Genomic DNA, 25,505 nt, shown 5'->3' with positions numbered 1-25,505 from the left:
GCCGCCTGCCGGGCCCGATCACTGCGGATGAACCATGCACACAACCACACCTGCCCCGACATTGGCCACGCCGATGCCGGCGGCCCCTGCGCTCCATAATTCCCAACAACAATCAGGCCTGGCCATGCACATCCTGGGCGCCGTCGCCTTCGTGCATTTGCTCAATGACCTGATCCAGGCATTATTGCCGTCGATTTATCCGATGCTGAAAGCCGAGTTTTCACTCAGTTTTACCCAGGTCGGCCTCATCACCCTGACGTTCCAGTGCACGGCATCGCTGCTGCAGCCCTGGATCGGCTTGTACACGGACCGCCGTCCGCTGCCATTCCTGTTGCCTGTTGGCATGTGCTTTACCCTCGCCGGCGTGCTGATGCTGTCCGTCGTCACGACCTTCCCGACGCTGCTGATCGCCTCGGGCCTGATCGGCGTCGGCTCCTCGACTTTCCACCCGGAAGCATCGCGCGTGGCGCGCATGGCCTCCGGCGGGCGCTACGGCTTTGCCCAGTCGCTGTTCCAGGTGGGCGGCAACGTCGGCTCCGCGCTGGGCCCGCTGCTGGCGGCCGCCGTCATCGTGAACCGTGGCCACGGCAATATCGCCTGGTTCAGCCTGCTGGCCGTGCTGGCCATCGGCGTGCTGTACAAGGTCAGCCACTGGTATAGCGGCCACCTGGCCAGCTTCAAGCCGAAGGCGGGCGGCCAGGGGCCCAACCTGTCGCGCAACAAGGTGATGGGTGCGCTGGGCGTGCTGGCGCTGCTGGTGTTCTCGAAGTACATCTATATGGCCAGCCTGTCGAGCTACTACACGTTTTACCTGATCGACAAGTTCCACCTGTCGCTCGGCGATGCCCAGCTGTATTTGTTCCTCTTCCTCGCCGCCGTGGCGGCGGGCACCTTCATGGGCGGCCCCATCGGCGACCGCATCGGCCGCAAGCGCGTGATCTGGATTTCCATCCTGGGCGCGGCGCCATTTACCCTGTTGCTGCCGTATGTCGACCTGTTCTGGACGGCCGTATTGACGGTGATCATCGGTTTCGTGATTTCCTCCGCGTTTTCCGCCATCGTCGTTTTCGCGCAAGAACTGGTGCCGGGCAAGGTGGGCATGATCGCGGGGATCTTCTTCGGCCTGATGTTCGGCGTGTCCGGCATCGCGGCCGCCGCCATGGGCCACCTGGCCGACGTCTCGGGCATCGCCTATGTCTACAAGATTTGCTCCTACCTGCCGCTGCTGGGCATCCTGACGGTGCTGCTGCCACATATCGAGCAGGCGAAAAAATAAGACAGCGCCGCCGACGGGCTTGACGGCCCGCCGGCGCGCATGCGATATTCTCCCACATGACCTCTTTCATCCTCCATCCAGTCCCTGCATACCGCGCCGCTGCCGCGCTGTGTCCGTGTACCTGGCCCCGAGAGGATGCGGCCTTGCGCCGATAAGTTTTTACTCCTCATTCCGATGGCCACAGTGTTGAAAAACCTGTGGCCATTTTCTTTTTCCGCAACGCGCATGAAAGTCCCGCATGACACTTCATTTGTACGACACGTATAGCCGCAGCCTGCGGCCCTTCGAAACCATCGCCCCGGGCCAGGCGGGCCTGTATGCGTGCGGCCCCACCGTCTACGATTACGCACATATCGGCAACCTGCGCACCTATCTGTTCGTCGACGGCTTGCGCCGCGCGCTCGAGTTCAACGGCTTGCAGGTGCGTCACGTGATGAATATCACGGACGTGGGCCATTTGACGTCGGATGCGGACAGCGGCGACGACAAGGTCGAAGCGCGCAGCGCCCGCAGCGGCAAATCGGCCTGGGATATCGCCGCCGCATTCACGCGCGCGTTCGAAGACGATCTGCAGCGCTTGAATATCCTGCCGCCCACCGTCTGGTGCCGCGCCACCGATCACATTCCCGAGCAGATCGCTTTCATCCGCGACCTGGAAGCGAAGGGCTATACCTACCGCACTAGTGACGGTATCTATTTCGACACGACGCGCCAGGACAGCTATGGAACACTGGCGCGCTTGCAGCGCGATGGCCTGCAGGCGGGCAAGCGCGTGGAGCTGGGCGAGAAACGCGATATCTGCGACTTCGCGCTGTGGAAGTTCAGCGGTGCGCCGGGGCAGCGGCAGATGGAATGGGACAGCCCCTGGGGCCTGGGCTTTCCCGGCTGGCATATCGAATGCTCGGCGATGGCGGAAAAGCACCTGGGCGCGTATTTCGACATCCATTGCGGCGGCGAAGACCACGTGGCCGTCCACCACAGCAACGAGATCGCGCAGACGGAAGCGCGCCATGGCACGCGCCTGGCCAATTTCTGGCTGCACGGCGCCTTCCTGAAGACGCAGGATGCGAAGATGTCGAAATCTTCCGGTGACTTCTTGCGCTTGCACAGCCTGCTGGAGCAGGGCGTCGATCCGCTCGCCTACCGCTACCTGTGCCTGGGCGCCCATTACCGCAGCAGCCTCAATTTCACGCACGATGCCTTGCGCGCCGCCGCCAGCGGCCTGGCGCGCCTGCGCGCGACCGTACATGGCCTGGGCGAGGCGGCGGGCGATGCCGATGCCGCATGGCTGGTGCGCTTCGCGGCACAGCTCAACGATGACCTCAATTACCCGCGCGCGCTGGCCGTGGCCTGGGAACTGCTGAAAAGCGATATGCCGGATGCCGTGAAAAAGGCCAGCATGGCCCGCTTCGATGCGGCGCTGGGACTCGACCTGCTGCGCTGGCGGCCGGCGCCGGCGGCCGTGCCGGAGCAGGTACGGGCGTGGCTGGAAGAGCGCGCCGTGGCCCGCGCGCAGCGGCTGTGGTCCGAGGCGGACCGCCTGCGAGAACTGGCGCGGGCGGCCGGCTACGAGATCGAGGATACGCCGCAGGGCCAGCGGGCGCGCCCCTTGTGAGCGTGTGGCCGTATCTGCGCCGGCCATGCATAATGGCCGCCTGATGGAAACGGGAGATGCCGTGAAGCGTGCTGTGCTGTTGTTCAGTTGTTGTCTTGCCTTCTCGTCCGCGCAGGCGGCCAGCGAATGCCCGGGCTTCCCCGTGCTGGCCACGTCCGGCGAGGCGCTGCTGGCACAGGTGCGCGCGCTGCCGCCCGTCGGCATCGACCGCGAACGGCAGGCGTGCGCGCCGCAGACCGTCATCGACTTCGTCTACAGCGGCGGCACCTTGTGCCGCTTCGGTGGCGTGGCGGAAGCAGCGACGGCGGCCGTCACGCGCCTGGCCGACGGCAATGAACTGGTCGAATACCTGTACCTGTTCCCGTATGCGCCGGAGACGCACGCGCGCCTGCTGGCGCTGCTGGCCGCGCACTTTGCCCGGCTGGACGCGGCGGCGTATCCCGCCTTCCTGCGGGCCGCCATGCCGGGCAAGGAAACCACGGCCGTGTTTGCGCACGACGGCTACTATATTTCGCTGGGCAAGCCCAGCGACGGCGATCCGGCCGAATGGTATTCGAATGTGATCTTTGAAAAGAGGGATAAACCTGCGCTGGGCGTGCGCAAGCGTTGCCTGGAGGCTGGCGATGGTTGAAGCACAGGCCTTCCCGGCGGTGCTGGCCGATACGCTGGCGCACCTGTTGCCCGCCTTGTCCAGCGGGCAGCCGCACGCTCCCGCAGGCGTGTTCGAGGTGCGCCAGGATGGCCACCTCCTGCGCATACCGTTGCGCACGTATTATGGCCGCGAGCAGCTGCTCGCTTGCACGCGGCTGCCTGGCGACGCGGGCGTGATCGCCCTGTGCCTGGGCACGCGCCACCATGACGGCCACTTGCGCGAGCACTGCGTGGCGCAGCTGTTGCGGCAGGAGCGGCCGTGGACGGTGCCGTTCCTCGTGCACCTGTGCGGCGAATACGTGCTGGAGATCGTGGAAAGAATCGGGGCGGCGCTGCCGGCCTGGAATGCCGATGCGCTGGCGCGCCATCTGCGGGAGAACCCCGCGTATGTCGCGACCCTGGAGCGGCGCGTCGCCAGCTACTGGAACTGCTATTACCGCAGGCGGTACCCCGCCTGGGCAGACTATCCGGGGCGCAGGGTCATGGCGACCCTGCGTGCCTTGCAGGCGCTTACGCCTCGATAAAGCGCATCTTGAAGCTGCGGCCCTTGATGTTGCCGAAGTCGCGCCCCAAAGTATTACCCGCGTTCAGGCGCTTGAAGGCCGCTTCGGCCACGTTGCGGTCGAGCGCCACATAGGTCATGAACTCGAACACGTTGATCTTGCCCACCTGCTCCTTGGTGAGGCCGGCGTCGCCCGTCAGCGCGCCCAGCAGGTCACCCGGACGCAGCTTGTCCTTCTTGCCGCCCATGATGCACAGGGTGACCATCGGCGCCGGCAGCGCCTCGGCGCCGTCGTCCTCGTCCAGTTCCTTCAGCGCGTGCCATTCGGCGGCGCTGTTCTGGTATTGTTCGATCAGCTTGACCCATTTTTTCTCGTTCGGCGCGCACAGCGACAGGGCCAGGCCCTTCTTGCTGCCGCGGCCCGTGCGGCCGATGCGGTGGATGTGCACTTCCGTATCCTTCGAGACGTCGACGTTGATCACGGCGCCCAGGTCGGAGATGTCGAGGCCGCGCGCGGCGACGTCGGTGGCCACCAGCACGGAGCAGCTGCGGTTGGCGAACAGCACGAGGATTTCATCGCGCTCGCGCTGTTCCAGCTCGCCGTACAGGGCCAGCGCGGAAAAGCCTTGCTGGCGCAGTTCTTCTGCCAGTTCGCGGCAATGCACCTTGGTGTTGCAGAAGGCCAGTGTCGATTCCGGCTTGAAGTGCTTGAGCAGCTTGCCGACGGCCGCATTGCGCTCGTCGAAGCCGATTTCATAGAAGCGTTGTTCGATCTTGTCGTTGTCATGCTGCGCTTCGACCGTCACTTCCAGCGGGTTGACGAGGAACGACGCGGTGGCGCGGCGGATGTCTTCCGGGTACGTGGCCGAGAACAGCAAGGTCTGGCGGCGTGCCGGGCAGGCGCTGACGATGCCGGCGATTTCCTCGTAAAAGCCCATGTCCGTCATGCGGTCCGCTTCATCGAGCACCAGCGTTTGCACGTGGTTCAGGTTGATGGTGCCGCGGCCCAGATGGTCGCGCAGGCGGCCCGGCGTGCCGACGACGATGTGCGCGCCGTGTTCCAGCGAAGCGATTTGCGGGCGCATCGGCGCGCCGCCCGTCAGGGTCAGGATCTTGATGTTGCCGGCCGCGCGGGCCAGGCGGCGCAGTTCATTGGCCACCTGGTCGGCCAGTTCGCGCGTAGGGCAGAGCACCAGGCCCTGCACGGCGAACCAGGCCGGATTTAGCTTGTGCAGAATGCCGATGCCGAAGGCGGCGGTCTTGCCGCTGCCCGTCTTGGCCTGGGCGATCAGGTCGCGGCCGTCGAGCACCGCCGGCAGGCTTTGCGCCTGGATGGTGGTCATCTCGTGATAGCCGAGCGAGTCCAGGTTGGCCAGGAAGGCGGGCGTCAGCGGCAGGCTGGAAAAAGCGGTGGTGGTGTCGGAGGTGGTGTTCATAGGGGGCGTAACCGGTAAAAGGCGGGTGGATGGGCACAGTCTACAGGCTTACGCCCTTGTGCGGATGGTGGTGTGGAAGCTGGCGGCAAACGGCCGCCGGCATGGGGTCAATTGTCGGGCGCCCAGACCGGCAAGCCGGTCAGGTCGAGGCCGGGGTCGCGCGTCCAGACGGGCAAGCCCGTGGCATCGGTCGGCTCCAGCAATTCCAGCTGCACCTGTTTCAAGGCCACCTTGCGCGTGCGCACGCGGCGCTGCGGTTCCGGCGCCGGCTCTGGCGCGTCGGGCGCCGGCGGCGGGCCGAAGCCGGGCAAATCGATGGTGGCGTTGTCTTTTTTATCTCTCATTTGCTAACCTCTGTCCCTGGCTTGCGAAAGCCAGGGGGCGGGCAAGGTGTTGCCCGCCTATGTCAATACGCTTTAACTTCATCCACAAAACAAAAGCCCGGCTACTGGAGTCGGGCTCATTGTTGGGACAACCATCAGGAAAACTTGTCCTGCGGATTTAAGTGCGGCACGCAGTGTATCACAGGCGTGCCGCATTGTGGGATGCGCTGTTGTTCTATCAGCGGAAGCTCAGGGCGCCCGTCAGGTCGCCGGGCGGCAGCGCGCCACGGGCCGCGAACGCGTCGTTGCGCACTTTCAGGCCTTCGAGCAGCGGCAGGTCGTGCAGGCGCGTGATCAGGCGCAGGATCGACGTGGTGTCGTAGAAGCTGTGGTCGACGGCGCCTTTCTTCGCGTATGGCGAGACGACGATGGCGGGAATGCGCGTGCCCGGGCCCCAGCGGTCGCCCTTCGGCGGCGCCACGTGATCCCACCAGCCGCCGTTTTCGTCGAACGTGATCACCACGATCATGTCCTTCCACTGCGGCGACGCCTTCAAGTGGGCGATGATGTTGGCCACGTGCTGGTCGCCCGACTCGATGTCCGAATAGCCGGCGTGCAGGTTCAAATTGCCCTGCGGCTTGTAGAAGGTCACGGCCGGCAGCTTGCCCGCCACGGCGGCGGCGAGGAATTTGTTCGAAATCGGGCTGTCGCCCGTGCCGCCGTCGCGCAGGTGCTCGGCGCGCGCCGCCGTGCCGGGGGCGAACTGCTTGAAGTAATTCAGCGGCTGGTGGTGGAACTGGAAATTCGGCTTGCTGCCGCCGCCCTTGTGGTCGAGCGCCGCTTGCCAGCCGCCGCCATACCACGCCCAGCTGACGCCCTTGCGCGACAGCAGGTCGCCGATGGTGTCGTAGGTTTGCGGCGGCAGCGTATTCGCATCGGCCGGATCGGCATGCAGCGGGTCGCCGTCAAAGGCGGGGCGGATGTAGCTGGGCTGGTAGGGCGGCGCCATGGTGTTGACGGCATAGCCGTCCGGCGTGATGGCGCCGTCGTTCACGTATTTCGGCTTGCCCTCGAGGGCCGAGGCCGGGCACTCGGGCGAAATCGCCAGGCGCACGCCTTGCGGACCGTCCGACAGCACGGCGATCTTTTTCTTCGCCGCCGTCTCGGATGCGTTGAAGTATTCGTTGGCGCGGCCCGTGACCAGGAACTGGTGGTTCATGTAGGAGCCGCCGAAGGCCGCCATGAAGAAGTTGTCGCACAGGGTGTACTGTTCGGCGATCTGCCACAGATTCAGGTTTTTCGACGTTTCGCCGTAGTGGCCCATCACCAGCCCGCCGCTGTCGGCCCAGGCGGCAAAGCCGTCGTTCTTGCCGCCGTTGATCTGCATCTGGTTGTTATAGAAGCGGTGCACCAGGTCGCGCGTGATGATGCTCTCGGGCAGAGGCTTGCCGGCCGCGTCGCTCAATTTGTAGGGCGCGTTCGGCAGGCCGGAAATCTGGTCTTCCTTGATCAGGTAATCGATGCCGCCGATATTCTGCTGGTTCGGCACCAGGCCGCCCCAGATCTTCGGCAGGGTGGCCAGCGGCTTGCCGTCGCGGTCCAGCTGCTGCGCCTGTTCCGCCGTGACGGCGGACAGGGGCGCGCTGGTGCCGGGGAAGTTGGCGAACAGGTTGTTGAAGCTGCGGTTTTCCAGGTAAATCACGACCACGTTCTTGACGTGCGCCTTGAGTTTCGCGTCGAGCGAACCCTTGACGATGGTCTTCCTGGCTGGCGCGGCGTCGGCCAGCGCCGGCAGGCTGGCGGCCAGGCCGACTGCGGAAGCAGCCTGGAAAATGCGCCGGCGCGAGGGATTGGCGGGTTGGTCGGCCGGATCGGCTGGCAGGGCGGGGGCGAGGTCCTTCACACATTCTCCTTGGGTGTCTCTATGGGCACGGGCGTTGGCGGCAATGACCGGCAACGCCCGTGAAGCGGGAAAATTGTATCACCGGCCCTGCGCCAATGTGAAATATTCAGCCGACCCTAGAACTGGTAGCGCACGCTCAACGCCACCTTGCGCGCCGGGCCATACATGCCCGAGTACCACCAGTCCGACACGGAAGCCGTGTACTGCTTGTCGAACAGGTTGGCCACGTTCACGGTGGCAGAGAGCTTGTCGCTGACGTCGTAGCGCGCCATCAGGCTGGCCACCGAATACGCCTTCTGTTCCCAGTGCAGGGTGCTGTTGATTTGCCACGCATCGATGTCGGAATACACGCGGCTTTGCCAGTTCACGCCGCCGCCCACCGTCAGGCGATGCAAGTCGCCGGGCAGGCGCCAGGTGGTCCACAGTTTCACCAGGTGGCGCGGGAAGGTGGTCAGGATCGCCTTGCCGGTATTGTTTTCCGTCTGGCTGTAGGACCACGATGCCGAAATGTTCCAGTCCGGCGTCAGGGCGCCCGTCGCTTCCAGGTCCACGCCCTGGGTCTTGGCGCCCTTGATGGCGCGGTTCGCGGGATTGTTCGTGCCCGGCACGGTGTAGCCGGGATCCGATTCGGCCAGGTTGCTCTGGCGGATCTGGTACAGCGCGGCAGAGGTGTTCAGACGGCCATCGAGCCAGCCGCTCTTGACGCCCGCTTCCAGGGTCTTGCCCTCGCGCGGCGCCAGCAGCTTGCCGTAGCGGTCTTGCTGGGCCTGCGGCTGGTAGATGGTGGAATAGCTGGCGTAGGCGCTGTGCGTGCCGTCGATGTCGAACACCAGGCCGCCGTATGGCGTGAAGACGCGGCTTTCCGAGGCGGGGGAGGCGCTGTAAAAATTCACGGAAGGCGCATCCGAGATGTAGTTCTCGCTGTAGCGCAGCACCTTCGCGCCGGCGATCAGTTTCAGGCGCTCGGACAGGTTCAGGCGCGTGGCGGCATACGCGCTGGCCTGGCGGCGCGTGCTGTCGTAGGTGACATAGGTGTCGCCAAACACGGGCGTTGCCGTGCGATTCCAGCGGTACAGGTTGGCGGCCTTGCCCTGGATATTCCAGTCGAACCTGCCGTCTGTCGTGCTTTGAAATTCGTTGTAGTCCATGCCCAGCACCAATTCGTGCTGGCGGCCGAACGCGCTGAACGGGCCGCGCACATTGACGTCCACGCTGTTGACCTGGAGCTGGTAATCGCGGTAGTCGGCGCTCAAACGCAGGCCATCGCCCGTGGCCTGGTCGGGAAAACCCTCGCTCACGTTCAGGTAGACGGCGCGCTCTTCCTGCGACGATTGCACGCGGTTGGCCGAGATTTTCAGCTTCCAGTCGTTGCTCAGTGCGTGTTCCAGGGTGGCGAAGAGGTCGGTCGAACTGGTACCGAAGCGGTTCGACGTGGCCGCCGGGCTGAAGGAGCGGGGCAGGTCCGTCATTGCGCCATTGCTGTAGAACAGGGGGAAGCCCAGGTAGGACAGGGATCCGTTCGAGCGCTTGCGCTGGTGCGTGACGCCGGCCGTCAGTTTCGTGTCGCTCGAGAGATCCGCCTCGATCACGCCATACACCACTTTCTTGTCGCGGCTGTAGCCGTCGATGATGCTGTCGCCTTCCTCGTACACCGTCACCAGGCGGCCGCGCAGCGTGCGCGCTGCGTTGAGCGGGCCGGCAACGTCGGCCATGACGCGCCGTTCATCGTAGGAACCCAGCTCGCCCTCGACGGACGCCTGGAACTGCGCCGTCGGCTTCTTGCGCACCATGTTGATGGCGCCCGAGGCGTCGCCGGCGCCCGTCATCAGGCCCGAGGCGCCGCGCAGCACTTCGATGCGGTCGTACAGCGCCATGTCGGCCAGGCTTTGCGACGGTATAGCATTGAGGCCCAGGTTTTCCGAATGCGTGCTGACGCCATCGAGCTGGTAATTGGTGATCGAATAGCCGCGCGAAGTGAAGCCCGTGCGCTCGCTGCCCAGCGCGAACAGGGTGATGCCCGGCGTTTGCGCCATCACCTGCGCGATGGTGCTCAAGCCCTGGTCCTGCATGCGCTGCTGCGTGATGACGCTGACCGACTGCGGCGTTTCCCTGATCGACAGGCCCAGCGGCGTGGCCGTGGCGATCGGCAGGGGAGAGGCATACGCGCCCGAGCCTTCGGTGACATCCTGCTGCGCCTTGACCGACACTTCCGGCATCATGGACAGCGCCTCGCCCCTGGCTTCGGCATCGGCCGGGCGCAGGACAAAGCTGCCATTCGCACTGCGTTCCGCCTTCAGGCCCGTGCCGCGCAAGACGCCGTTCAGGGCGGCCAGCACGTCGTGGCGGCCGGTGAGGCTGGAAGAGGTCTTGCCGCGCGTCTGTTCCGGCGTGAAGCTGAGGATGACTCTGGACTGGCTGGCGACCTGGCGCAGCGCCGTTGCCAGGTCGCCGGCCGGCACCTGGAAGTCCTGGCTGGCCGCTGGCGCCGCCGTGCTGTCCTGCGCCAGGGCGGGCGCCTGGGCGTTCAGCAACAGGGCCGAACCGATGAAGACGAATTGGACGGCATGCGCCATGCGCTTGATGCGCGGCCGGGACTGGGAAGACATAACTGGAGACATGGTTACCTTGTGGTGTAGTCGTCAAAAAGAACGTTGCCTACACAGGTCACGCGAGAATCGAAAGCGGGTAAGTTTTTTTTGCGCTGGCATCAAAATACATCTTCAGCGCTGCTGGCGCGCTTCCACCTGCACCCAGTAGCGCGTGCGCAGGCGCACGTCCACCGGCAGGGATTCGGGCAGCGACAGCAGCACGGCATCGAGGTCGGCCAGCGGGAAGACGCCGGAGATGCGCAGATGGGCGACCGTGTCGTCGCAGCCCAGCAAGCCGTGGCGGTAGCGGCTCAGTTCATGCAGGAAGTCGCGCAGCGGCATGGCGTCGGCCAGCAGCAGGCCCTGGCGCCAGGCCCAGATGTCGGGCGAGACGGCGTGCGCGGGCAAGACCTGCTGCGCCGTCATGCTGGCGGCCTGACCCGCCTGGACGAGCTGCTTGCCGTCGCCATGGCGCGGCAGCAGCCGGACGGCGCCTTCCTCGACGGCGACCACGGTGCTGCCCTCGGCCTGGCGCACCGAGTAGCGCGTGCCCAGCGCCTGCGCATGGCCGTGCGCGGTCTCGACGAGGAAGGGGCGGTAGGGGCGGCCCGTTTCACGGGCGGTGGCGATGAAGACTTCGCCCTGCACCAGCTGCAGCAGGCGCTGCGTGCCCGTGTAGCGGATGTTGACGGCGCTGCCGCTGTTGAGGTGCAGATGGCTGCCGTCCGGCAGGGTCAGTTCGCGGCGCTCGCCCACGCTGGTGGACAGGTCGGCCAGCGCGGCGCGGGCGAAGTCGGGCGCGTAGGGCGAGCGCGCGCCGAACCAGCTCGTGATGCCGATGGTCGATACCCATGCCAGCAGTTGCAGGCTGGTGCGCCGCGAGATGGGCGAGGCAGGACGGGAGCGCGCATTGGGGCCTTGCAGCAGCGCCTTGCGGCTGGCCTGGGCATCGAGTTCGCGCAAGCCGCCGCTGACGCTTTCGATGTGTTTCCACGCGCGCTCATGGTCGGGGTGTGCCTGGCGCCACGCTTGCCAGGCCGTTTTTTCCGCCGGCGTGGCTGCGCCGCTCATCAGGGTGGTCAGCCATTCGGCCGCCTGCATGGCGATGGCCAGGTCGATGGGCTGGCCCTGGGCGTAGACGGTGGCGCCGCGCATGTCAGGGCGCGGCAAAATCGGGCACGGCGAAAAAGCACAGCAGATTGGCCTTGCTCAGGTATTTTTTGACGGAGTGCGTGGTGGTGCCCAGTTCGGCGGCGATCTCGGCGTAGCTCATGCCGTCCAGGTGGGCCAGCAGGAAGGCGGCCTTTGCCTTGGCGGAGAGGCGGTCCAGCGCGCGGTCGATCCGTTGCAGCGATTCGAGCAGGATGGACATCGCTTCCGGCGATGGCGTGCAGGCTTGCGGCTGGTGCAGCAGCGCGTCGAGGTAGGCGCGCTCGAGCTCTTCGCGGCGGCAGTGATTGGCCAGCAGGCGTTTCGCGATGGTGGCGAGGAAAGGGCGCGGCTGCGCGATCCCGGCGCTGCTGCGCGCAACGAAGATCTTGATGAAGGTATCCTGCGCCAGATCGCCGGCCAGCCCCGCATCGTGCAGGCGACGCTTCAGCCAGTGCAGCAGCCACGCGTGGTGCTCGGCATACAGGGCCTGGAAATCGGACGACGGGGAGGGGGCGGACAACATGCGTGCAGGACGCCTTAATCTAAATGAGAATTGTTCTCATAATAGCGCAGCGGCGCGCGCCAGGCAATCAGGGAAAACGCGGCGTTGTTGAAATGCGACTGCGCGCCCGGGCCGCGTGCGGCCAGGGATTTGCGCTGCCGCACGGCAGATGTAAAAGTTTCCTTGGCGCAAGCTTTCATGTGAGAAAATGCGGGCTGTTGATGTGGTGCGGAGCGAAAAATGATGTGGATGGTTGGCGGTGCCCTGGTTCTTCTGGTCGCCAGATTTTTATGGTTGGCCTACTTCCACCGGGTCAACGCGATGTCGCGCCAGGCGGAGTTGATGAACTGGCTGGATATCGGCCGGGTGTCGAATGCCGATGGCGGCAAGGATATCTTGTTGGCGAGAAATGAGCGCGGCGCCAGGATCGACTGGCGCACGGGCGAGGTCTGGCTGATGAATCCCAAGGTGGCCGAGCCGTTTGCCGATTTCCTCGCCGTCGAGCGCTGGCTCACGCTGCGCGACATGCCGACGGTGGACAAGCCAGCGCCCGCCGCGCCTGCGCCCGCGGAACCGGAGCCCGCAGCGGTGCCGGACGCCGGGCCGCTGCGCGATAGCTTGCCGGCCTTCCAGCAAAAGGTCGACGATTGCCTGGCCAAGGCCGAGGGCGGGCAGGAGTTGCTGGAAACCAAGCAGGCGTTCGAGGCGGGCAGCGAGCCTTACCTCGAGGCGTCGACGGTATTGAGCAAGACGGCGCTGGAGCTCGACGTCTCGCCGGCGATGGTGGCCACGTTTCATGTCAGCGCATTTGCCGCGCTGGCGGAAACGGCGGGCGCCGACAAGCTGGAGCGGGTGGCGGCCAGCCTGCATGCGGCGGCCAGGCAGATCAGGGCAAGCGCCGCCACCGCATAAAGGCGGCCAGCAATGAAAAAGCCGCTGATCTTTTGCAAGAATCAGCGGCTTTTTGGTATTGGTTGCGGGGACAGGATTTGAACCTGTGACCTTCGGGTTATGAGCCCGACGAGCTGCCAGACTGCTCCACCCCGCAGGCGAATTATATACGAGTTTGCTGCGTTGCGAAAGAGCCGATGACATCGGCTTGCATGCGGGGCACGGACATGTTGCGCCGGAATGGAAAAAGCCGCCGATTCCTTTGCAGGAATCAGCGGCTTTTTGGTATTGGTTGCGGGGACAGGATTTGAACCTGTGACCTTCGGGTTATGAGCCCGACGAGCTGCCAGACTGCTCCACCCCGCAGGCGAATTATAGCGGAGTTTGCTGCAATGCGCAATGACCGGGTGCCGATCCCTGTTCAAGTCCCGTTGTTAGTCCTGTTTGAGTCCCGCCTCAGGCCGCCGCCAGGCGCCACAGCGACGTGGTTTCCTGCGAGCGGGCCGCGTGCAGGCTGTCGCTGGCGTCCTGTACGCGCGGGTGCGTGGGTTTCACGTCCAGGCGGTCGATGACTTTCAAGCCCGCCAGTGCTATCCACTCGAGCAGTTGCGTGCGTGGGCGCAAGCCCAGGTGCTCGGCCAGGTCGGACAAAATCAGCCAGCCTTCGCCGCCAGGCTCCAGGTGGTCGGCCAGGCCGGCGAGGAAGCCGCGCAGCATGCGGCTGTCTGGATCGTAGACGGCGTATTCGATCGGCGAGCTGGGACGGGCCGGCAGCCAGGGCGGATTGCACACGACCAGCGGCGCGCGGCCGGCGGGGAACAGGTCGGCCTGCACGACGTCGACCTTGTCCTGCAAGTCGAGGCGCGCCAGGTTTTCGCGCGCGCAGGACAGGGCGCGCGGGTCCTGGTCGGTGGCGACGATGCGTTCGATGCCGCGCTGCGCCAGCACGGCGGCCAGCACGCCGGTGCCGGTGCCGATATCGAAGGCCAGCTTGGCGCGCGCGGGCAGCGGCGCCTCGGCCACCAGGCCCACGTATTCGCCGCGGATCGGCGCGAACACGCCGTAATGCGGGTGGATGCGCTGGCCCAGGGCCGGCAATTCCACGCCCGTGCGGCGCCATTCATGCGCGCCGATCAGGCCCAGCAGCTCGCGCAGCGAGGCGACGAACGGCTCTTCGCCGCGGCCATACGCTTCATTGCAAGCCAGTTTCACGTCCGGCGCGCGGCGCAGCGGAATCGTGTATTCGGCATCGAAGGGCAGCAGCAGCATGGCCAGCGTGCGGGCGCGCTGCGACTGGGCCTGGCGGTGCAGGTGGAACGCTTCCGTGGCGGACGGCTCGGGCTTGGCCAGCTTGGCGGCCTTGGCCTTCTTGCCGGGCTTGTCGTTCTTGTGGTCGGCGCGGCGCGCCAGCGCCTGCAGAAGCTGGCGCGCATTCTGGAAGTCGCCGCGCCACAGCATGGCCGTGCCTTCGCAGGCCAGGCGGTAAGCCTGGTCGGCCGTCGTGCGGTCGTCGGCGATGACGACGCGCTTGGGCGGCGGCATGCCGCTTTCCGAGCGCCAGCGGGCCGAATGCTCGGCGCCGTTTTCGCTCCAGTGGATCTGCGGATGGGCGGTATTTGAAGAAGTGTCGGACATGGGTTTCAATCGAAAGAAGGTGGGCGCGCGGCATGGTCGCCTGCGCAGGCCGTCTTCTATTATACGTCGCTGCCCGTGCTGCCTGAACCTTCCGTGCCATATGCCTGGGCCAGCGCGCGGGCGCGCGCCTGCGCTTCGGGCGTGGCCTCTGCCGTTTTCTTGCCGGCGTCGGCCGGCTTGTCCGGCTGTACCAGATTGAGCAAACGCAAGCTCAGGTTGCCTGCCGGGTCGCCAGCACTGCCGCTGACGCCGTCTGCGTCGCGCTTGCCATGGTAGACCTGGCTTTGCAGCTGCTGGCCCAGCAGCTTGAACAGGTCGTGCAGATTGCCGGCGAAGTCCGTGGCGGGCAGCTCTCTGGCGGGCAGGTCCGCCTCATCGGCGGCAGCGTCCGGCTGCGGCGCATCGGGACCGTGCGTTTGCTCAAGCAAGCCGGCACTGATCGTCGATTGGTATTGCACTTCCACTTCGAAATCGAAGGTCTGGCCGTCGGCCGTGGTGATCTTGCCCTTGCCGATGAAGTGGGCGCTTTCATCGAGGCTGAAGGCGGCCATGCGGCTGCCGGTGCCCGAGACGCTGCCACTGCCGAAGCTGGCTCCGGCCTGCAGGTCGACCTTGTCGAAGGCGATGCTGGCGCCGTCGCCGAACAGCTGGCGCGTCATGGTGGAGAGGAAGTCCTGCGCCACGTCGACGGTGGCGTGGCCCAGCGCGTCCGTGCGCTGTTCCAGCCCCCTGGCAGACAGGTCCAGGCCATTTTTCGACAGCGCCACCACGTCCTGCGCCGTGCGCTGCATCAGTGGCGAGGCCGCCAGGCCGGTTTGGCTGGCGCCGGATTTTTGGGAGGCGGGTCCCGCCAGGGCGTTGGCGGCAGGCTGGCGCGAGCCGGCAATGAGGGCGGGAAGCTGGAACATGGTGACATTCTTGAATGGGCAAGTACCCAATTAACGGCACCCATGGCCCATTCTTTAACCATTAGTGGTGGTGCGACCAGCTACCGTCCGCCGATTCCAGGTAGGACTTGACGGCATCGGCCTGGCCCGTGGCGTGGCGCTTGAGCTCGCCGCAGGCGCAAATGCCCTGGTAGGGCTGGATATGCGAGCAGGCGGAGACTTTTTGCAGGTAGACCTGCATGGATTTGTGACATTTGACGCACTTGAAGGTGAGGCTGCGGGCGGCTTTCATGGGATTCCTTGAACTGTTGCGGGGCGTAGGCGGTTGCTGCGCGAAGGCCGGGATTTTAACCCACTCCGCGCCTGCTTACATACTGTTGCAACTGCGCCACGCCCAAGTCAACTGAATCCGCGCCATGACGTTGAACGTATATAGGAGGTCGTCTGGCCGCCATTGAAGAGGTAGCATCATGGAAAAGCGTGACAAGGAACAGCCGAAGCAACCTGGCAAGGAATTGGTCAGGAAATGGTTGCAAGCGGAACTGGCGCAGCGCCGTCCGCCGCCTGACCCCGAGCAGATCCGCCGCGAACTGGGCTGGGAACTGCTGAGGCTGGGAAGGGAGGCCGTGCCGCGCTGACGTCCCGCCCTTGCCGCCTCGCTGGTGCGCCGCTAGCGCACCGTCACCACGCTCTTGCCGCCGGAACCGGGCTGCACGAGGATGCGGGTGGCGATGCGCTCCGTCATTTCCTGCACGTGCGAGATGACGCCCACCTTGCGTCCCATCGCCTGCAAGCCGTCGAGCGCATCCATGGCCACGCGCAGGGTTTCCGTGTCCAGGCTGCCGAAGCCTTCGTCGATGAACAGCGACTCCACGCGCACGCGGTTCGAGGACAGCGAGGCCAGCCCCAGCGCCAGGGCCAGCGAAACGAGGAACGATTCGCCGCCCGACAGCGAGTGCACGGAGCGCAGCTCGCCGCCCATGTCCTGGTCGCGCACCATCAGGCCCAGCGACGGATTGTTCGGATTGTCGATGCGTTCGAGCTGGTAGCGGCGCGCCAGGTGGTTCAAATGCGCATTCGCATAGCCGAGCAGCACTTCCAGCGTGAATTGCTGCGCGTAGTTGCGGAATTTCTTGCCGTCAGCCGAACCGATCAGCTCACTCAGGCTGGCCCAGCGTCGCTCGATGAGGGCTTGCGCCTCGATTTGCGCCAGCATCGCCTGCGCGCCGTGACGCCTGGCCTCGTCCTGCGCGATGGCCAGGCGCAGGCGGGTCGCTTCCTGGTTCGCCGCCTGACGCTCGGCGCCCAGCGCGTCGAGCGCTGCCTGCAGCACGGCCTCGTCCGTTTCCAGCGCTTCCGGTGGCCGCTCCAGGTGGTCCGCATGCCGCTGCCGGCGTTCGGCCAGCACGGAGAGCGCCGTCGTGTGGCGGTCGGCGATGACTTGCAGGGCGGCCCGTTCCAAGCGCATGGCTTCCGGCGCGACGTCCAGGCGCGCGCGCAGGCCGGCCAGATCGGCGGGCGCATGGGCCGGATGGGCAAGCTGGAACTGGCGCAGCCAGTGCTCCAGCGCTGCCGCCGCGTCGTGGCCTTGCTGGCGCAAGGCGTCCAGGCGCAGCGCCGTTTGCGCGCATGCCTCGTCGAGACGCGCGCGCGCCTGGCTGGCCGCTTGCGCCGCCGCCTGCCGTTGCGCCAGCTGATCTTTGGCCAGCGCGATGGCGCCGGCCAGCGCGCGCTCCACGTCAGCCACGGGCCGGCCATCCCACAGCGCCGCGCGTTGCGTGTGCAGCACCTTCAGCTGCGCGTCCAGGGCGGCAAATGCCGTGTGCGCCGCCAGTGCCAGCTGCGCCGTCGTATGCGCGGCCGCGCCGGCCGCCTCCAGCTGCGCGGCCAGGGTCGCCAGCGCGTGGCTGCGGCTATCCTGCTCCGCGTGCTGCTTCAGCCATTGCCGGCTTTCCGCTTCGCGCGCCGCGCGGAAGGCGGCAGGGCCGGCGCGCCAGCCATCTTTCCAGTCTTCGGCGCCATCCGTGTCGGCAAAGGCCCCATCGAGCTGCGCCAGCAAGCCATCGAGTGCGCTGCGCGACGTCTCTGCCTTGTCCTGGCTGGCCGCCTGCTGCGCCTGCAACTGCGCCAGCCGCGTCTGCGTTTCGGCGACGGCAGCCGTCAGGCGCGCGTGTTCGGCGCCGGCCAGTTCGTGCGCCGCCTGCGCCTGCTCGCGCCGCGCGCTGGCCTGGCGCAGCGCCGCCTCCTGCTGCGCCAGCGCCTGCAAGCCGGCCGCGGTGGCCGCCAGCTGCTGCGTGAACCAGTCCGCGCGCTGGGATTCCGGCGGCAGCTGCAGGGTGGCCGCATGCGGCTGCCACTGCGCGTCCAGGGCGGCGATGGCGGGCGGCAGCGATGCCAGTTCGGCATCCGTTTGCGCCTGCTCGCGCGCAGTCGTGGCCAGTGCCGCCCTGTGCGTGGCCAGCTGTTCCAGATTGCCGCGTGCCTGCGTGCGGCAGGCCAGCACTTCGTCCTGCAAGCTGGCCAGCATTGCCTGCAAGGCGTCGTCGGCGTGGCTGTACGGGTGTTCCAGCGCACCGCAGACGGGGCAGGGCTGGTCGTCCTGCAAGGTGGCGCGCAACTGCTCGACGCTGGCCGCGCACGCCGCTTCCGCGCCTTTCAAGGACTTTTCCGCCTGCGCCAGGCCCGCTTCCAGCAGCGCTGTTTGTGCTGCTGCCGCGGCCAGCGCCGCGTTTTCCGCCTGCGCGGCCTGCGCCAGCTGGGCGGCCCGCGCCTGTCCGTGCGCCAGCGCCTGCTGCTGGCGCGCCAGCTCCGTCCACGTCTTTTCCGCCGTATGCAACTGGCGCGCATGCTCTTCCAGCTGGCCGCGCTGTTCCTGCAGCAGCTGTGCGTCGATGGCTTGCACGGCGCCAGCCGCTTCGCGCCGCTCCGCATCGCGCGCAGCCAGCGCCAGGGCGGCAGCGACCAGCGCGGCCTGCTCTTCGCGCGCCGCGCCGCCGGCGTGCCGCAGCAGTTGCGCCGCCTGCGCCACCGCCGCATCGGCTGCATCGGCTTGCGCGGCGGCCTGGCCGGCCTGCGCGAACAACTGATCCGACAATTGCCACGACGCGGCCAGCGCCTGCCAGTGCTGGTGCGATGCCAGCCACAGGCGGCCCGTTTCCTGCTCCGCCTGCATGGTCTGCTGGCGCTGCTGCAGTGCCTGCAGTGCGCCGCGCGCCGTGTCGTTGGCCTGATCGGCCGCCTGCGCCCCGTCCCTGGCCTGGCGGTGCGCGGGCACGTGGGCGCCGATGCGGGCATCGAGCGCCTTCGCCTGGTCCAGCAGGGGCGCCGCATCGCGCTGCGCCGCTTCGTGCGCCAGCAAGGCTGCTGCCGCAAGCTGCGCGCTGGCGGCCAGTTGCGCTTCGGTCGCCGCCGCTTGCGCCGTCTGCACGCGCGCCGCTTCCAGCGCGGCGCCGGTGCCGGCGATGTCGTTCGCCAGCCGCGTCACGTCGTCGGCCAGGGGGCGCACCGGCTGCAGCAACTCCCATTGCGCCAGCGCCGCGTGGCGCCCGGCCGCTGCGGCGCCGTCGGCGGCCGCGCTGTCGAACGCTTCTTGCGCCGCCGTCGCCTGGCCTTGCAGCTTGTGCTTTTCCTGGTGCCAGCGCTGCTGCAGTTCCAGCACTGCCTTGCGCAGGTCGATGTGCTGCAGCGTGGTTTCGGCCGCGCCGCACAGCACCTCGGTGTCGGCCCGTTCTTCCGGCGACAGGGGGCGCTGGTCGGCCAGTTTGTCGCCCAGGCGTTCGAGGATCTGCTTTTCCTTCTTCGCCCGTTCGAAGGCGCGCATGGAAATGTCGGTATAGATGCTGCTGCCCGTCAGCGTTTCCAGCAGCTCGCCGCGTTCATTGTCTTCCGTCTTGAGGAAGGTGGAAAACTCGTTCTGCGCCAGCAGCACGGCGCGCGTAAACTGGTCGAACGAGAGGCCGATGCGCTGCTCGATTTCTTCCTTGACTTCCGTCTTGGTGCCGCCGATGGGCTGCAGCGCGGGCAGCTGGTGCAAGCTCATGGCGGTGGCTTGCAGCGCGCCTTCGGCGCGGGTGCGCGAGCGGCGCACGCTCCAGCGCGCGCGGTAGCTTGCGCCGTCGTTGCCGACGAAATCGACCTGTGCATAGCCTTCCGGCGTGCCGCGGCGCAGCAGGGTGCGCGTATCCTGGGCGTTGACGGTTTCCTTGCCGACGTCGGGCAGGGCGCTGCCCCGTCCCAGCACCTTCAGCAGGCGCGGCGTGGCATCGTACAGGGCCAGGCACAGGGCGTCGAGCAGGGTGCTCTTGCCCGCGCCCGTGGGGCCGCTGATGGCAAACAGGCCGGCGGACGCCAGCGGCTCCTGCTGGAAGTCGACTTCAAATTCACCGGCCAGCGAAGCCAGGTTCTTACCGCTGATTTTCAGGATTTTCATGGTTCTTCAGGTGCGCTCAAGCGCCGGGCAGCAGCAGTTCGGCCAGGGCCGAGAGGAGTTCGGGCGGTGCATCCTTGGCGTATTTTTGCTGGTACAGGCGGCGGAAGATGTCGTCGGGCTGCAGCTGGCCCAGCTGGTCGAGGGTCATGCTTTCCGGCGCGCTGCTGCGCGCGGCGCTCGACGTTTCGATCTTTGCCAGGCGCACGCTCTTGCCGTCGAGGGCCGTCTCGATGCGCGTGCGCAGGCCCGGCTCGGGCGCGTCCAGGCGCACGCGCACTTCGAGGAACGGTTGCGCTTCCGGTGGCGCGGCGGGCACGTCGAGGGCGGCCAGCTGCGCCAGCACCTCGTCTAGCGGCGCCGGCGTGGCAGGCACGCGCAGCAGGGGCACGGCGCGCGGCACGTCGATGGCGCGCACGGACCGCAGCTGTTCGCCGTCGACGTCGAGGCACAGTACTTGATGCCGGTAGTTGACCTCGGCGAAGGAGAGCGGGATCGGGCTGCCGCAATAGCGGATATGCGCCTGCCCGCCCACGGCTTGCGCCTTGTGCAGGTGGCCCAGCGCCGCATACGCGATGGAGGCGTCGAAGATCCCCGACGGCAGCATCTCGGTGCCGCCGATGACGATGCGGCGTTCGGAGTCGTTCGACATTTCGCCGCCCACCATGTGGCAATGGCCCATGGCGATGAGGGCTTGTCCGGGCTGGCGGCGCGCCAGCGCCAGGTCCGCCAGCTGGCGGTACAGCAGGGCGATGCCGCCCAGATAGGCGTCCTGGGAGTCGCCGGCCGGCAGTTTCGGCACGTCGCCGGGGCGCAGGAAGGGCACGGCCAGGCACCAGGCCTGCACCTTGCCATCGCTGTCGGTGAGCGGCAGCAGCAGGCGTTCCAGGTCGATCTCGCCATTTTCGTCGCGCAGCAGGTGGCCGATCACGTGCGTGCCATGCGCGGCCAGCAAGGGGGAGGGCGCTTCCAGCCGTCCCGCCGAATCGTGGTTGCCGGCGACGACGACCAGCTGCAGCGCGGGCAGCCGCGCGCGCGCCTGCTGCAGGAACACGTACAGCTGCTTTTGCGAGGCGGCCGACGGGTTGGCGTTGTCGAACACGTCGCCGGCCACCAGCAGCACGTCGACCCGCTCGGCCACGAGGGTGTCGAGCAGCCAGTCGAGGAAGCGCTGGTGTTCGTAGCCCCGCTCGTGGTTATGCAGGGTCTGGCCCAGATGCCAGTCGGAGGTGTGCAGCAGGCGCATGGTGGGGCGATGGTAGGGAAGACAGGCGCCAATATAGCAGGAATGGCGCGCTGCGCAGGGCTGTTTATCCGTCCACCGTCGTACCGGCCCGGTACGTATTCCTGCCATCCTGCTTGGCTTGATATAAAAGCACGTCGGCCCGCTGCAGCAGCACGGCGGGGCTGATGTCTTCGTCGCGGTAGTAGGCCAGGCCGATGCTGGCCGAAATGCGCACGGTGATGCCATCGAGTTCGAACGGCTGCTGCATGGCGGCGACGATTTTCTCGGCCAGCAAGGCGGCGTCGTCGGGCCTGGCGATCTGCTCCATGATGATGGTGAATTCGTCGCCGCCCAGGCGGGCGACGATGTCGGTGACGCGCATGGTCTGCGTCAGGCGCTGGGCGAAGGCGCGCAGCAGCGCGTCGCCGGTGCCGTGGCCATGCGTGTCGTTGACGGGCTTGAAGCGGTCGATATCCATGTACATGACGGCCATCAGGTGCCGCTGCTGGCGGCTGGCGTGCATGGCGTCGCTGAGTTTTTGCTGGAAGCCGGCGCGGTTCGACAGCCCGGTCAGGGCATCGACCTGGGCCAGCTTCAGCAGGCGCTGTTTTTCGCGCTTTTGCACGGTGATATCCTGGCGCATCACGTGAAAGCCCGCCACCTGCAGATTGTCTTCGCCGATCTGTGGAATGTAGATCACTTCCATGCAGCGCTCGATGCCTTCCTTCAAGTCTTCTTCCTCGAAGCTCAAGGTCTCGCCCGCCAGCACGCGCGCGATGTACGGCGCCACGGTGCCGTAGCGCGCCGCGCCCACCGTCTCGAGCACGCTCTTGCCCAGCACCTGCTGGCCCGTCAGGCCGAATTCGCGTTCGTAGGCGATGTTCAGGAAGCGGTAGACCTGGTCGGCGTCGATGTAGGCGATCATGGCCGGCAGGGTGTCGGCGATGGTGCGCAGGCGCGCCTCGCTTTCCAGCAGCGCCACTTCCGATTCGCGCAAGGTGGTGATGTCGTCCAGGCTGCCCACATAGCCTTCGATGCGGTCGTCGATGAGGATGGGGGCGATCTTCACGGAGACCCAGACCAGCTTGCCGTCGCGGTGCAGGCAGCGCAGGGTGGACTGGAACGGCGCATGGCTGCGCGTGAGCTGTTCGAGGGCCACGTGCATCAGCGGGTAGTCGTCCGGGTGCAGGGCGCTGGTCCAGCCGGCCCCCAGGGCGGCCGCGCGCGGCAGGCCGGTGATCGCTTCGAAGGTGCGGTTGGCGTAGGTGCAGCGGCGCTGGCGGTCCAGGCGCACCAGTCCCAGCGGAGACGCATCCGTGACGGCGGCCAGTTCGGCCTGCTTCTGGCGCAGTTCGAGTTCCTGCTGGCGGCGCTGCGAAATGTCTTCGGCGATGCACAGGATATGCTCGATCTGCTGGCGCTCGTCGAAGACGGGCACGGACACGGCATGCAGGTAGCGCAGGCTGCCGTCGGCCAGGCGCAGCGGCTTTTCGGTGTGGTCGATGACGCCGCGTTCGGCCAGGATGGCGCGGTCGTCCTCGGCGTCATGCAGGCCGAAGTCGGGCGGGAAGGCCGCGCAATCGGTCTTGCCGATGACGGCGCCCGCCAGGATGCCCGTGATGTCTTCGGCGGCCTTGTTCCACACTTCCATCTGGCCGAAATTCTCGGGCCGCGCGCTTTTCACGTACACCAGCACCGGCAAGTGGTCGATCAGCGATTGCAGGAAGCTGCGGTTGTCCTGCAGGGCCAGTTCGTCGTGCTTGCGCGCACTGATGTCGCGCGAGGTGACGGCCACGCCATCGCTGATCGGCACGACCTGGTGGCGCAGCCAGCGCGTGCCGCCCGAGGCCAGTTTCAGCTCGAATTCGTCCTCCAGCGGCTGCCCTGTCTCCATCACCAGCACGAAGCGCTTGAAGAAGCGCTCGCCGCGCAGCAGCGGCACCTGGGCCAGTACGCGCTGGCCCAGCAGCTCGGAGCGGCGCTTGCCCAGCATGTCGGCGGCGCGCTCGTTGATGTCGGCGAAAATGAAGTCTTCCACCGGCTTGCCCGGGCCGGGGCGCCAGGCTTTCAGCAGCAGCACGGCGTCCAGGCTGCCCTGGTGCGCCGCGCGCAGCAGCGCCTGCGCTTCCTTCTGCTGGCGGATGCTGCGGCGCAGGCGCGCGCTCTGGCGCGTCAGCAGGGCGGTAAAGCCGGCGATCAGCAGGCTGGCGGCGATCAGCGCGCCGAAATACACGTGGCGGCGGTGTTCGAAGCGGGCCAGGGCGACGGCGCGGCTCACGCCCACCACGGCCAGCAGCGGGTAGCGCGGCAGCTCGCGGTAGCTGTAGAGGCGCGCGGTGGCGTCGACGGGCGGTTCGATCACCAGTTCTTCGGCGGCGTGCTGCGGCGGGCCGGGCATGCGGAAGTCGATGCGGTCGCTGAGGATCAGCTGTTCGCCGATGCGTCCCACCGTCAGGCCGCTGTCGCGCGCCACCAGCATCAGCACGCCGTTTTCGTCGAGGTCCAGGCGGTCGTAGTCGTCGACGAAATACGTGGGGTCGACGAGGATGATGATGGCGCCGGCGAAGTTGCCCTTGCCATCGTTCAGGCGGCGTGCCAGGCGGATGGCCCAGTGCTTGCTCTCCGCGTCGAGCATGGGCGTGTCGACCAGGGCCGTGTCGGCCGGGTTGCTGGCCAGCGTACGGAAGAAGGGCTGGCGGGCCAGGTTCTCCGGCAGGTAGGCGTTGGCGCTGTCGATCACGTTGCCATGCGCGTCGACGAGGGCGATCGGCAGCTCGAGCTTCGATGGCAGCACGCTGTCGAGCAGTCCCTGGCGGCGCGTGAATTCATTCAGGCGCAGGGCGCCATCCGATTCCTCGTATTTGAGCTTGAACAATTGCGTCGCGTGGTCGGTCTGGCGCAGGATGAAGCCGGTATGGTCGGCCAGCGTGCGCGCCAGCGACTGGCTGCCGGCCACCGCATCGCGCACGGCGCTGGCGCGCTCCTGGCCCACCTGATAGATGACGGCGCCCCATATCACGAGCAGCAACAGCAGCGCGAACAGGGGCACCAGGCTGAAGCGGTACAGGCGGCGGGCAAGGCGTTGCAGGGGTCTCGTTATCGATATCACGGGCGCTTGCAGGCAAGTGTCATGGAAAGGGGCCGGGAGGCGTGGCGCGCATGATAGCCGAAATCGGCCGCCCTGCGCGGAACCCGTTGCCGTCACTCCCGTCGTCTGTTCGTGGTCTGTCGCTGGTCTTATTTTGCGTTAAATCAAGTAGCTGTGGCGCCGCACATGCTAAAAAAGGCCCGCCAGCGGCGACACGGGCCTGCGGCGTGGCAGAAAAAGTACAAATCCCGCCCTATCCTCATTAAAATGGGCGCTTCATCCTCCCATATCGAAAGTTGTCATGCAGAGTAAAAAGCCCGACGCGGCAAGACTGGACAAGATCGTGGCCGAAGCGCGCCGCGCCGCCGACCAGCGCGAGAGCGGCTACCGCGAACGCTCGTTGAAGATGTACCCGTGGGTATGCGGCCGCTGCATGCGCGAATTTACGCGCGCCAACGTGCAACAGCTGACGGTGCACCACCGCGACCATAACCATGACAACAACCCGCCCGACGGCAGCAACTGGGAGCTGTTGTGCCTGTATTGCCACGATAACGAGCACTCGCGCTACCTGGAAGCGGACCGCGGCGCCGGCCTGCTGTCGGCCGAGGTGGCGCCCGCCACGCACAATCCGTTTGCCGCGCTGGCCGGCCTGATCAAGAAAAAGGACTGAGCGGACCGCGCCGCTACCCCCCATGCGCATTTTGCTCATTGAAGACGACCCGCAGTTGGGCCGCGCCACGCAGATCGGCCTGGAACAGTGCGGCTATGCCGTCGACTGGGTCACGACGGCCGAGCACGCCCATACGGCCGTGCGTCTGCACGATTATGCCTGCATCCTGCTCGACCTCGGCTTGCCGGGACAGGATGGCATGCAGGCGCTGGGCGTGCTGCGCGACGGCGGCTACGGCGGCGCCGTGCTGGTCGTCACGGCGCGCGACAAGGTGGGCGAGCGCATCGCCGGCCTCGATGCGGGCGCCGACGACTTCATCGTCAAGCCGTTCGACCTCGATGAGCTGGCCGCGCGCATCCGCAGCGCCTGCCGCCGCGCCAGCGGGCGCCTGCGCGAAAACATCGTGCATGGCGACCTGGTGCTCGATATCGCGGACCGCCAGGTGAAGAAAGCAGGGCAGCCGGTGGCCCTGACCCTGAAGGAATTCCGCGTGCTGCTCCTGCTGCTCGAGCACAGCGGCCGCGTGCTGAGCCGCGAACAGCTGGAAAAAAGCCTGTACAGCTGGGGCGGCGAAGTGGAAAGCAACGCCGTGCAAGTGCATATCCACCACCTGCGCAAGAAGCTGGGGCGCGAGCTGATCCGCACGGTGCATGCGATCGGCTACTGCATCGACAAGGTGGCGGCGGCCTGACGAAAAAAAGGGCCGCCCTGAGGCGGCCCGTGGCGTTCGAT

General features: G+C 66.7%; 21 protein-coding genes and 2 tRNA genes. 8 read left to right on the top strand and 15 right to left on the bottom strand.

The features are described 5' to 3' along the window. Window positions 1–124 precede the first annotated feature (124 nt). From O0880_RS23560 to O0880_RS23545, 4 genes are all read left to right on the top strand, one after another. A complete protein-coding gene (locus O0880_RS23560; protein WP_071326577.1) occupies window positions 125–1,276 on the top strand; it encodes an MFS transporter in 1,152 nt (383 codons plus the stop codon). A 238-nt stretch (window positions 1,277–1,514) separates the two neighbouring features. Next, window positions 1,515–2,891, top strand: coding sequence for a cysteine--tRNA ligase (cysS, locus tag O0880_RS23555; protein ID WP_289889071.1), 1,377 nt, complete (start codon window positions 1,515–1,517; stop codon window positions 2,889–2,891). Between the two features lie 61 nt (window positions 2,892–2,952). Continuing rightward, window positions 2,953–3,522, top strand: coding sequence for a hypothetical protein (locus O0880_RS23550; RefSeq protein ID WP_289889070.1), 570 nt, complete (start codon window positions 2,953–2,955; stop codon window positions 3,520–3,522). Continuing rightward, on the top strand, window positions 3,515–4,066 hold the full coding sequence (locus O0880_RS23545; RefSeq protein WP_289889069.1) for a hypothetical protein: 552 nt from the start codon (window positions 3,515–3,517) through the stop codon (window positions 4,064–4,066). The genes O0880_RS23550 and O0880_RS23545 overlap by 8 nt, the downstream gene beginning before the upstream one ends. Here O0880_RS23545 and dbpA read toward each other — a convergent pair. The 7 genes from dbpA to O0880_RS23510 all read right to left on the bottom strand — a co-directional run bounded on the left by dbpA (window position 4,053) and on the right by O0880_RS23510 (window position 12,148). Beyond that, window positions 4,053–5,480 (bottom strand): ATP-dependent RNA helicase DbpA, encoded by a 1,428-nt coding sequence (gene dbpA, locus O0880_RS23540; protein WP_289889067.1) that lies wholly within the window; start codon window positions 5,478–5,480, stop codon window positions 4,053–4,055. The genes O0880_RS23545 and dbpA overlap by 14 nt on opposite strands. 107 nt (window positions 5,481–5,587) lie before the next feature. After that, window positions 5,588–5,824, bottom strand: coding sequence for a hypothetical protein (locus O0880_RS23535; RefSeq protein WP_071324439.1), 237 nt, complete (start codon window positions 5,822–5,824; stop codon window positions 5,588–5,590). Window positions 5,825–6,041: 217 nt separating this feature from the next. Continuing rightward, window positions 6,042–7,706, bottom strand: coding sequence for an acid phosphatase (locus O0880_RS23530; RefSeq protein WP_071324438.1), 1,665 nt, complete (start codon window positions 7,704–7,706; stop codon window positions 6,042–6,044). A 116-nt stretch (window positions 7,707–7,822) separates the two neighbouring features. Beyond that, the gene (locus tag O0880_RS23525; protein WP_289889065.1) at window positions 7,823–10,324 is read right to left on the bottom strand and encodes a TonB-dependent siderophore receptor; all 2,502 of its coding nucleotides are present in this window, start codon (window positions 10,322–10,324) and stop codon (window positions 7,823–7,825) included. 102 nt (window positions 10,325–10,426) lie between these two features. Further along, window positions 10,427–11,449 (bottom strand): FecR domain-containing protein, encoded by a 1,023-nt coding sequence (locus O0880_RS23520; protein ID WP_289889064.1) that lies wholly within the window; start codon window positions 11,447–11,449, stop codon window positions 10,427–10,429. 1 nt (window position 11,450) lies between these two features. After that, a complete protein-coding gene (locus O0880_RS23515) occupies window positions 11,451–11,969 on the bottom strand; it encodes a sigma-70 family RNA polymerase sigma factor (protein ID WP_071324435.1) in 519 nt (172 codons plus the stop codon). A gap of 14 nt (window positions 11,970–11,983) precedes the next feature. Further along, the gene (locus O0880_RS23510) at window positions 11,984–12,148 is read right to left on the bottom strand and encodes a hypothetical protein (RefSeq protein ID WP_289889063.1); all 165 of its coding nucleotides are present in this window, start codon (window positions 12,146–12,148) and stop codon (window positions 11,984–11,986) included. 142 nt (window positions 12,149–12,290) lie between these two features. Here O0880_RS23510 and O0880_RS23505 point away from each other — a divergent pair, with 142 nt between their 5' ends. Continuing rightward, complete coding sequence (locus O0880_RS23505; RefSeq protein ID WP_289889062.1) at window positions 12,291–12,860, top strand: hypothetical protein; 570 nt, start codon at window positions 12,291–12,293, stop codon at window positions 12,858–12,860. A gap of 59 nt (window positions 12,861–12,919) precedes the next feature. Here O0880_RS23505 and O0880_RS23500 read toward each other — a convergent pair. From O0880_RS23500 to O0880_RS23480, 5 genes are all read right to left on the bottom strand, one after another. After that, window positions 12,920–12,996: transfer RNA gene (locus O0880_RS23500), tRNA-Met, on the bottom strand. Between the two features lie 132 nt (window positions 12,997–13,128). Further along, window positions 13,129–13,205: transfer RNA gene (locus O0880_RS23495), tRNA-Met, on the bottom strand. 90 nt (window positions 13,206–13,295) lie between these two features. Then, the gene (locus O0880_RS23490) at window positions 13,296–14,474 is read right to left on the bottom strand and encodes a class I SAM-dependent methyltransferase (RefSeq protein WP_289889061.1); all 1,179 of its coding nucleotides are present in this window, start codon (window positions 14,472–14,474) and stop codon (window positions 13,296–13,298) included. A gap of 59 nt (window positions 14,475–14,533) precedes the next feature. Further along, the gene (locus O0880_RS23485) at window positions 14,534–15,382 is read right to left on the bottom strand and encodes a hypothetical protein (protein ID WP_289889059.1); all 849 of its coding nucleotides are present in this window, start codon (window positions 15,380–15,382) and stop codon (window positions 14,534–14,536) included. Between the two features lie 61 nt (window positions 15,383–15,443). Further along, a complete protein-coding gene (locus tag O0880_RS23480) occupies window positions 15,444–15,653 on the bottom strand; it encodes a hypothetical protein (protein WP_034755039.1) in 210 nt (69 codons plus the stop codon). 178 nt (window positions 15,654–15,831) lie between these two features. On the opposite strand from O0880_RS23480, the gene O0880_RS23475 reads away from it, so the two are divergent. Next, a complete protein-coding gene (locus O0880_RS23475) occupies window positions 15,832–15,999 on the top strand; it encodes a hypothetical protein (RefSeq protein WP_198043741.1) in 168 nt (55 codons plus the stop codon). Between the two features lie 32 nt (window positions 16,000–16,031). On the opposite strand, the gene O0880_RS23470 is transcribed toward O0880_RS23475, so the two are convergent. From O0880_RS23470 to O0880_RS23460, 3 genes are all read right to left on the bottom strand, one after another. Next, a complete protein-coding gene (locus O0880_RS23470) occupies window positions 16,032–19,790 on the bottom strand; it encodes an AAA family ATPase (RefSeq protein WP_289889058.1) in 3,759 nt (1,252 codons plus the stop codon). A 16-nt stretch (window positions 19,791–19,806) separates the two neighbouring features. Next, window positions 19,807–21,033: an exonuclease SbcCD subunit D C-terminal domain-containing protein gene (locus O0880_RS23465; RefSeq protein WP_289889056.1), complete on the bottom strand. Its 1,227-nt coding sequence runs from the start codon at window positions 21,031–21,033 to the stop codon at window positions 19,807–19,809. 64 nt (window positions 21,034–21,097) lie between these two features. Further along, a complete protein-coding gene (locus O0880_RS23460; RefSeq protein WP_289889055.1) occupies window positions 21,098–24,121 on the bottom strand; it encodes a PAS domain-containing protein in 3,024 nt (1,007 codons plus the stop codon). A gap of 280 nt (window positions 24,122–24,401) precedes the next feature. Between O0880_RS23460 and O0880_RS23455 the strand changes: the two genes are divergently transcribed. Further along, complete coding sequence (locus O0880_RS23455; RefSeq protein ID WP_034755042.1) at window positions 24,402–24,773, top strand: YajD family HNH nuclease; 372 nt, start codon at window positions 24,402–24,404, stop codon at window positions 24,771–24,773. 22 nt (window positions 24,774–24,795) lie between these two features. After that, window positions 24,796–25,464, top strand: a complete 669-nt coding sequence (locus tag O0880_RS23450) for a response regulator (protein WP_071324426.1) — start codon at window positions 24,796–24,798, stop codon at window positions 25,462–25,464. Window positions 25,465–25,505: the final 41 nt, after the last annotated feature.

This window comes from Janthinobacterium sp. SUN118 (genome assembly GCF_030397695.1).
Lineage (GTDB): Bacteria > Pseudomonadota > Gammaproteobacteria > Burkholderiales > Burkholderiaceae_D > Janthinobacterium.
Note: the sequence above shows the minus strand (reverse complement) of the source record. Positions and strands in the feature narration are given on the sequence as shown.

Excerpts from the sequence above, each read along its gene's own strand:
- O0880_RS23525 (WP_289889065.1), bottom strand. The coding sequence starts at position 10,324 with ATGTCTCCAGTTATGTCTTCCCAGTCCCGGCCGCGCATCAAGCGCATG.
- O0880_RS23520 (WP_289889064.1), bottom strand. The coding sequence starts at position 11,449 with ATGCGCGGCGCCACCGTCTACGCCCAGGGCCAGCCCATCGACCTGGCC.
- O0880_RS23480 (WP_034755039.1), bottom strand. The coding sequence starts at position 15,653 with ATGAAAGCCGCCCGCAGCCTCACCTTCAAGTGCGTCAAATGTCACAAA.
- O0880_RS23470 (WP_289889058.1), bottom strand. The coding sequence starts at position 19,790 with ATGAAAATCCTGAAAATCAGCGGTAAGAACCTGGCTTCGCTGGCCGGT.
- O0880_RS23505 (WP_289889062.1), top strand. The coding sequence starts at position 12,291 with ATGAACTGGCTGGATATCGGCCGGGTGTCGAATGCCGATGGCGGCAAG.
- O0880_RS23490 (WP_289889061.1), bottom strand. The coding sequence starts at position 14,474 with ATGTCCGACACTTCTTCAAATACCGCCCATCCGCAGATCCACTGGAGC.
- O0880_RS23545 (WP_289889069.1), top strand. The coding sequence starts at position 3,515 with ATGGTTGAAGCACAGGCCTTCCCGGCGGTGCTGGCCGATACGCTGGCG.
- O0880_RS23450 (WP_071324426.1), top strand. The coding sequence starts at position 24,796 with ATGCGCATTTTGCTCATTGAAGACGACCCGCAGTTGGGCCGCGCCACG.
- O0880_RS23465 (WP_289889056.1), bottom strand. The coding sequence starts at position 21,033 with ATGCGCCTGCTGCACACCTCCGACTGGCATCTGGGCCAGACCCTGCAT.
- O0880_RS23455 (WP_034755042.1), top strand. The coding sequence starts at position 24,402 with ATGCAGAGTAAAAAGCCCGACGCGGCAAGACTGGACAAGATCGTGGCC.
- O0880_RS23510 (WP_289889063.1), bottom strand. The coding sequence starts at position 12,148 with ATGAAAGCTTGCGCCAAGGAAACTTTTACATCTGCCGTGCGGCAGCGC.
- O0880_RS23515 (WP_071324435.1), bottom strand. The coding sequence starts at position 11,969 with ATGTTGTCCGCCCCCTCCCCGTCGTCCGATTTCCAGGCCCTGTATGCC.
- dbpA (WP_289889067.1), bottom strand. The coding sequence starts at position 5,480 with ATGAACACCACCTCCGACACCACCACCGCTTTTTCCAGCCTGCCGCTG.
- O0880_RS23475 (WP_198043741.1), top strand. The coding sequence starts at position 15,832 with ATGGAAAAGCGTGACAAGGAACAGCCGAAGCAACCTGGCAAGGAATTG.
- O0880_RS23535 (WP_071324439.1), bottom strand. The coding sequence starts at position 5,824 with ATGAGAGATAAAAAAGACAACGCCACCATCGATTTGCCCGGCTTCGGC.
- O0880_RS23485 (WP_289889059.1), bottom strand. The coding sequence starts at position 15,382 with ATGTTCCAGCTTCCCGCCCTCATTGCCGGCTCGCGCCAGCCTGCCGCC.
- cysS (WP_289889071.1), top strand. The coding sequence starts at position 1,515 with ATGACACTTCATTTGTACGACACGTATAGCCGCAGCCTGCGGCCCTTC.
- O0880_RS23560 (WP_071326577.1), top strand. The coding sequence starts at position 125 with ATGCACATCCTGGGCGCCGTCGCCTTCGTGCATTTGCTCAATGACCTG.